General features: G+C 65.8%; 4 protein-coding genes and 1 pseudogene. 4 read left to right on the top strand and 1 reads right to left on the bottom strand.

Going from position 1 to position 6,335, the window contains the following annotated elements; genetic code table 11:
* Positions 1-580, bottom strand: a pseudogene (locus BLQ75_RS23505) (hypothetical protein); the annotation flags it as partial.
* A 535-nt stretch (positions 581-1,115) separates the two neighbouring features.
* Between BLQ75_RS23505 and BLQ75_RS14500 the strand changes: the two are divergent.
* From BLQ75_RS14500 to BLQ75_RS14485, 4 genes are all read left to right on the top strand, one after another.
* Positions 1,116-1,934 (top strand): hypothetical protein, encoded by an 819-nt coding sequence (locus tag BLQ75_RS14500; RefSeq protein ID WP_092602607.1) that lies wholly within the window; start codon positions 1,116-1,118, stop codon positions 1,932-1,934.
* Positions 1,935-2,019: 85 nt separating this feature from the next.
* Entirely contained in the window at positions 2,020-2,373 is a 354-nt protein-coding gene (locus BLQ75_RS14495) for a hypothetical protein (RefSeq protein ID WP_092602605.1), read from the top strand.
* Positions 2,374-2,863: 490 nt separating this feature from the next.
* Positions 2,864-4,381, top strand: a complete 1,518-nt coding sequence (gene putP / locus BLQ75_RS14490; protein WP_244515552.1) for a sodium/proline symporter PutP — start codon at positions 2,864-2,866, stop codon at positions 4,379-4,381.
* 1,086 nt (positions 4,382-5,467) lie between these two features.
* Positions 5,468-6,325: a helix-turn-helix transcriptional regulator gene (locus BLQ75_RS14485; RefSeq protein WP_170837497.1), complete on the top strand. Its 858-nt coding sequence runs from the start codon at positions 5,468-5,470 to the stop codon at positions 6,323-6,325.
* Positions 6,326-6,335 lie beyond the last annotated feature (10 nt).

Genomic DNA, 6,335 nt, shown 5'->3' with positions numbered 1-6,335 from the left:
GAAGCTGCCCGGTGATGCTGGTACCGAGTAGTCGCAGTGCGCCGAGCCGGCTGTCGGAGCCGGCTGTGAACCCCTCACCGAGGGTGAGATCACCACCGATGATGGATCCCACAAGTGTCAGGGAGGACATGCCGGAAGTATCCAGTCGCGTGCCGGACAGGACGAGATCTCCGGTGATGTTGACGTCCACCAGGCTCAGCCACTCGCAACGAATGCCCCGGAGTCGGATGTCGTGTTCGCAGACGAGATCGTTGGCTTCCAGATAAGGGAACCGGGTTCCGGACAGATCCAGATGCGGCAGCTGAGCTCTTGTGGCCTCGATGCTCTCGTCGAATTCGCACTGGTGCAACGCCAACGGGACGGCGGCCCGCACATCGGTGAGGTCCAGTTTCCCGGTGATGTGCGCTCCCCGTAGTCGCACTCCACGCGGGTCGATGCTCTCGGTGACCGAGCCGAACAACAGCTTGCGAATCGCGGTTGCCGGAATCTCGCGGTCGGTCTCATCGCTGACGTCGAGGAGTTCACCCACTCGCGCCGCGTCGGCCAACCGGTCTTCCAGCGACACCGCCTCAGACACCATGCCGAGATCATAAGGAACCGAGGCGCACCACACGGGCGGTTCGCTTTGGACGGTTGGGGCCGCACCGCCGTAGTTCTCCCGTGCGGAACCACTCTGATTCGCTGTCGAAGACAGTTCCCAGCGCTCGCGGGGTGCCCTGCGCGCACTCGCCGACGTGCTCATCGTGCCGTGGGGCGGTCGTCCCGCATCGTCCGGCAGCGGACGGCCGGGACTGTGAATTTCCGGGGAGTGTGTCGTGAGTGGTGCGAACGATGCCGGCGCCCGAGTTTCGCCGGACCGGTTCAACGGGTGGGGCCTGTTCGCGGTTCCGATTCGTTGAACCGCGTATTTGCGATCAGCTTCTAAAGTGGAGGCTTGTTCGTCCGGATCACCACTCAGTGGCGGATGTACGGCAGCGCCGATCGGGGGCACGATGTTCTCAGCCGGTGGGCCGGTGAAGGGTGTGTAATGCGCGGGGGTGCGGTGGTCGTCGGTTGGTTGCCGTATGACCGATGGGCCACGATCACGGGAGCGGTGTGCGGGTACGGAGGCGGAGATGAGCGGTTCTGGTGCGCCGAACGACCACGAACGCCCCGATCGGCAGCGCAACGAGATGAGCGGGACCAGTGACAACCTGGTTCAGGCACAGCGAATAACCGGGGGCGTGCACTTCCACGGCATGCGCCGTTCCGCCCGCCCGACGCTGTGGATCGGACTCGTCCTCGTGGTCGTGGTGACCGTCGCCGCCGCGTTCTGGACCGTTCAGCGGATCGGGACCGGCGAATCACCGTTGACGGTGCGGGTGACCGAGCCCTCGTCCTGTCCGGGGGGAGAGTGGGTCTTCCCGGAGGGGATCGACCCGGCGGATCTGCCACCCCCGGAGTCGTTCAACGGCCGCAAAGCCTACGAGCTGGGCGGAATCAGCGCCTCCGGTAACCGGATCGTACTGACCGTGCACGGCCGATCCACGGAAGGGGCTGTTGTCCTGCAGGATCTGCGGGTGCGGATGTTGTCCCGGGAACCTGCCACTCGCGAGGGCACGCTCGTGCGTGCCTGTACCGGTGCGGGTTCGATGTTCGCTCGAGGTTTCAGTATCGATCTCGACGAGCCGCGGCCGCGGCCCGTTCCGAGATCCGGGGATCTGGTGGAACCGGGGGATGAACTCGGCGAAGGATTGGACTTCCCCTACCGGGTCTCGACCACCGACCCGGAGGTGTTCTGGGTGACGGTGAACACCGAGACGTGCTTGTGCCGCTGGCAGCTCGAACTCGACTGGGCTTCACCGGAGGGAACCGGAACCAATATCATCGACCTGTCCGGGCAGCCCTTCCGAACCACGGCCAAGCAGGGGCTGCGTAGCTATGTGCACACTTAGCTCCGATCGGAGCCCCGGGACCGGGACTGTCCGGGTGTCGCCTCATTCGGTGGGGCGAAGTAGGGCGTTCGATCCTGGAGCGAACATGATGCGCGGCCCCTTGGCGACACTGGTGGTGGTGAGCGTGCTGTCACTGGCCGCGTGCGGGGGCGACCCCGCTGTCGATCCGCCGGGGACCGACTGCGGAACAGCTGTGACCACAGCGGCCGGTAACGAGGTCAGCGTGTTCATCATTGCTGGTGAGGTGAGCTGTGAACAGGCCGTGGGGGTCATGGACGACTACTTCCGGGCTCTCGAACGTGGCGAGGCTCCGGGCATGGGCGGTGGTGGCCCCGTGTCGGTGGGCGATTGGACCTGCGTCAGCGGTTCGAGGGCCGACCCGGGAACCGGTTGCAGGACCGAGGACGGCAGGAAGATCGACACCTCCGTGGGCGGCTGAGCCGGCTGAGGGCAGTGGTGAGAGGCGGAGGGTTCGAGGGGTTCGAGTACGTCGTGGACATTCACGTGCTCGGGGTGAGGCGTTGTCCTTGTCAAGGGTGATCAGGGGCGGGATCGGGTCCGGTGGGCCTCGCCCGTCGCTTCTCGTTCATCCGACCGGCGGTTCGTTCGCCCGGTGGTGATCTCTCCGGGCAGGGAATCGGCCCCCGATCGTCGGGCCCGTACGGCGCCGCGTCCGGCACGCATCGTCGTTGGCCGGCTCCGCTGCGCGGCGGTGCGGTCGTTCCTTCTTCCTGGCGGGCGTTTCATTGTCCGGGAGAACAACGAAGCACGCCAAATAATGTTGGGGCGCACGAATACACCGTGTCCGGGGCCACTTAGTATCCACCGACACTTGTCACGAAACCCACATGCCGGACTCAAGTCGTGACCACTGGCCCAGCGATCGTTTCGCCGGGAACACATGTGCCGTCTCGGCTGAAGGAGTATCAGTGTTTGACATCAGCCCAGCAGTGCTGACGACCTTCGCCGCCTACCTGGTCGTCATGCTCGTGATCGGGGTGTGGGTGTACAGGCGCACCAACACCCTCGCGGACTTCGCGCTCGGCGGCCGGAGGCTGAACGCGCCCACGGCCGCCCTGTCGGCACAGGCCAGTGACATGTCCGGGTGGTTGCTGCTCGGACTGCCGGGTGCGGTCTACGCCCAGGGAGTGGGGGCCACCTGGATCGCGATAGGGCTGGCCCTGGGGACGTACTTCAACTGGTTGTTCATCGCCCCCCGGCTGCGCACCTACACCGAGCGCGCGAACAACGCGGTGAGTCTGTCGGCCTACCTGGAGTCCCGCTTCGAGGACCGGAGCCGGTCGCTTCGGCTGGTCTCGGCGCTGGTGATCGTCGTGTTCTTCACCGTTTACGTCGCCAGCGGACTCGTCGCCGGTGGTGTGCTGTTCGAGGACGTGTTCGGCGTGGACTCGACGCTGGCGATCACGGTCGCGGTGGCGATGATCGTGGTTTACGCCTTCCTCGGTGGCTTCCTCGCGGTGAGCTTCACCGATGTGGTGCAGGGAACGATGATGTTCCTGGCGTTGCTGGTGCTGCCGCTGATCGGGATCGCCCTGCTGGGAGGTTTCGGCGGTCTGGGCGGTGCGCTCGGCGAGCAGACCCCGGCGCTGCTGGACATGGGCCGGGAGGCGAGCTTCACCGACGGGAGCTGGTCCAGCGGCAGCGGGCTCGGCATCGTCTCGATCGTGTCCCTGCTGGCGTGGGGGCCGGGATACTTCGGTCAGCCGCACATCCTGGCGCGGTTCATGGGCATCCGCAGCGCCCGTCACATCCCCGTGGCCCGCCGGATCAGCACCACCTGGGTGGTGGTGACCCTCCTCGGCGCTTCGCTGGTCGGTCTGGTCGGGATCGGCGTGCTCGACCAGCCGCTGCAGAACCCGGAGCGGGTGTTCATCGCGTTGGCCCAGCAGCTGCTGAACCCCTGGATCGCGGGCGTCCTGCTGGCCGCGGTACTGGCCGCGATCATGTCCACCGCCGACAGTCAGCTGCTCGTGGCCTCCACCGCCCTGACCGAGGACTTCTACCGTGCCTTCGTCCATCGGGACGCTTCGGAGCGTCTCCTGGTGTGGGTGGGGCGCGCGACCGTGATCCTGGTGGCGATCGTGGCCTACGTGATCGCGCTCGGTGGTGGAGCGGTACTGGACATCGTCTCCTACGCGTGGGCCGGTTTCGGTTCCGCGTTCGGCCCGGTGATCCTGCTCTCGCTGTTCTGGTCGCGCATGACCTGGACCGGCGCCCTCGGCGGCATCGTCGGCGGTGCCACCACCGTCCTGGTGTGGAAGAACGTGGACGCGCTCAGTGGCACGGGCGTTTACGAGATGATCCCGGGCTGGATCGTGGCGTTGCTGGCGATCGTGGTGTGCAACGGGTTCGGCAAGCGTCCCGAACGGGTCTGGTCCGGTTCCATGGCCGACACAGTCGAGGGCGGTGAGCCCGCGAAGAGCTGACGCGACGGCCGTTTTCGGACGCGACGAGGGGTGGAGCACCGCGGTGCTCCACCCCTCGTCGCGTTTTGGTGCCCGGTGATCTCGCCGGAGGTTCCCCGGCTTCACCGCGGTGGTTCCACGAGGTTCTCGTGCGGGGTGATCGTCACGGCTGCCTGTCGGTGTCTTGGCCGGAGTTCTGTCCTGATGTCGGGCAATTGGCATACTTTTAGATACCGAATATGCTCTTTCTTGTGGCGTGTGGGGCTTGGCTTGGCACGAGGGGGCGTCTGCCGTAGCAGGGTTCCCGTTGCGGTGCGGCGGTCGGCCGCTTGTCGCAAGTTGTGATCAACTAATTTTTGAGCAGCAAAAATATCCGAATCGGAGATCGAGTTCGCTTTCTTGTGCGGTGTGGCCGTAGGCGCGGGTGGTCTCGTGAGAGCTCTCGTGGGAGCGTCGTGATCCGATACCGTGGAGGTCCACGGCGTAGCGTTGACAAACCAATCGTTCGGTTTTATTGTTCTTCGTGACGGTTGGAGGACGGGGATCGTGGTCGAACTCCACGAACTCGGACTCGAGTGATGGACGTGCGCTCTCGTGAGGACGTCGTGGCAGTGCTCCACATCGAGACGTCCCGGGAGTTCGTTCACGGTTGAGCTGACTGGAGTGGAGCCATGTCCGTAACTCGACGCCGGAACACCCATCGGACAATCGACACGACCTCGCCCGCCGACCCGGGCGAGGCAGGGACATGGTGCGGCGGACGGGGGGAAACGCCGCGGGCGCCGAGCACTCCTTCTCCGTGACGGTGTGGAAGGCAACGTCGCGTTCCACGGATGTCTCACCGGGTTCGCCCGGCCGCGGAACCCTCGGCGGTTCGGGCGGACCTGTCCGGGAAGTGGGGGCGCGGTTCCTCCGATGGCCGCGTCGACCGGTGGTAGTAGCGCCCGTCGACCGCGACGAGCGTTCCGACACCCCGGTTCGCTCGTCGACAACCAGTCGTTTCGACTCGCCCGGCAGGGGAACGGTCATCGGCATCCACGATTCTCGTGCTCCGGACGAAGATCCTTCCGAATCCTGTCACGGGCTCAGGAGAGGAGAACATCGAACATGCCACGCTCGGGACATCTGTTGGAGCTGGGGAGATTCCTCAGTGCCCGGCGCGCCGAACTGACACCGGCCGAGGTGGGGCTGCCCGATGTGGGCAGGCGCCGCACACCGGGACTGCGCAGGGAGGAAGTGGCGACACTCGCGGGTGTCGGTGCCTCCTGGTACACCTGGATCGAGCAGGGGCGGGCGGAGAACGTCTCCCCGGAGATCCTGCGGGCCCTGGCGCGCGCGCTCCGGCTCGACGAGGTCGAGCTCAGGTACATGACCGGACTGGCCTCCGTACCCACCGGAGGTGAAGTCGGCGACTCGGAGGGGCCCGACCTCTCCCTGATGCCGCAGATCGTGGAGAACTGGCTGCCGCAGCCCGCCTACGTGCTGGACAGGTACTGGAACGTACTGGTGGCGAACGCCGTCGCTCACCCCCTCCTCGGGACTCCGGAAGGCGAGGGAACCAACTACCTGGAAACACTGCTCACCGATACCGCTGCTCGTCAGATGCGCCCCGACTGGGAGCGGGACGTGGAAAGTGCCGTGGCTCGCTTCCGCGCCGACACCTGGTCGTTGAGCGCCGATCCCGGTTTCGTGGCTCTGATAGATCGCTTGCGCACCGTCAGCACCCACTTCGCCCGACTGTGGGACCAGTACCAGGTCGCCGACGACTCCTGCTATCAGGAATCGCTTTACCACCGCGATGTGGGCGACATGCGCTTCACGCGCGTCGTCATGGATTTCACGTGCGGCTACGGCCTCAAACTCGTACTGCTCACACCGGTGGTCGGCAGTGGTACTCGCGAGGCCGTAGAACGGTGGTACGAGCTGCTGTCGGTGGAAAACGTCCTTCCCGCTGTGTCCGCTTGACAACCCCCCC

The sequence above is a fragment of the Actinopolyspora xinjiangensis genome (assembly GCF_900104475.1).
GTDB classification, from domain to species: Bacteria; Actinomycetota; Actinomycetes; order Mycobacteriales; family Pseudonocardiaceae; genus Actinopolyspora; species Actinopolyspora xinjiangensis.
The sequence above is the reverse complement of the archived record's forward strand: the minus strand, read 5'-3'. Positions and strand labels throughout refer to the sequence as shown.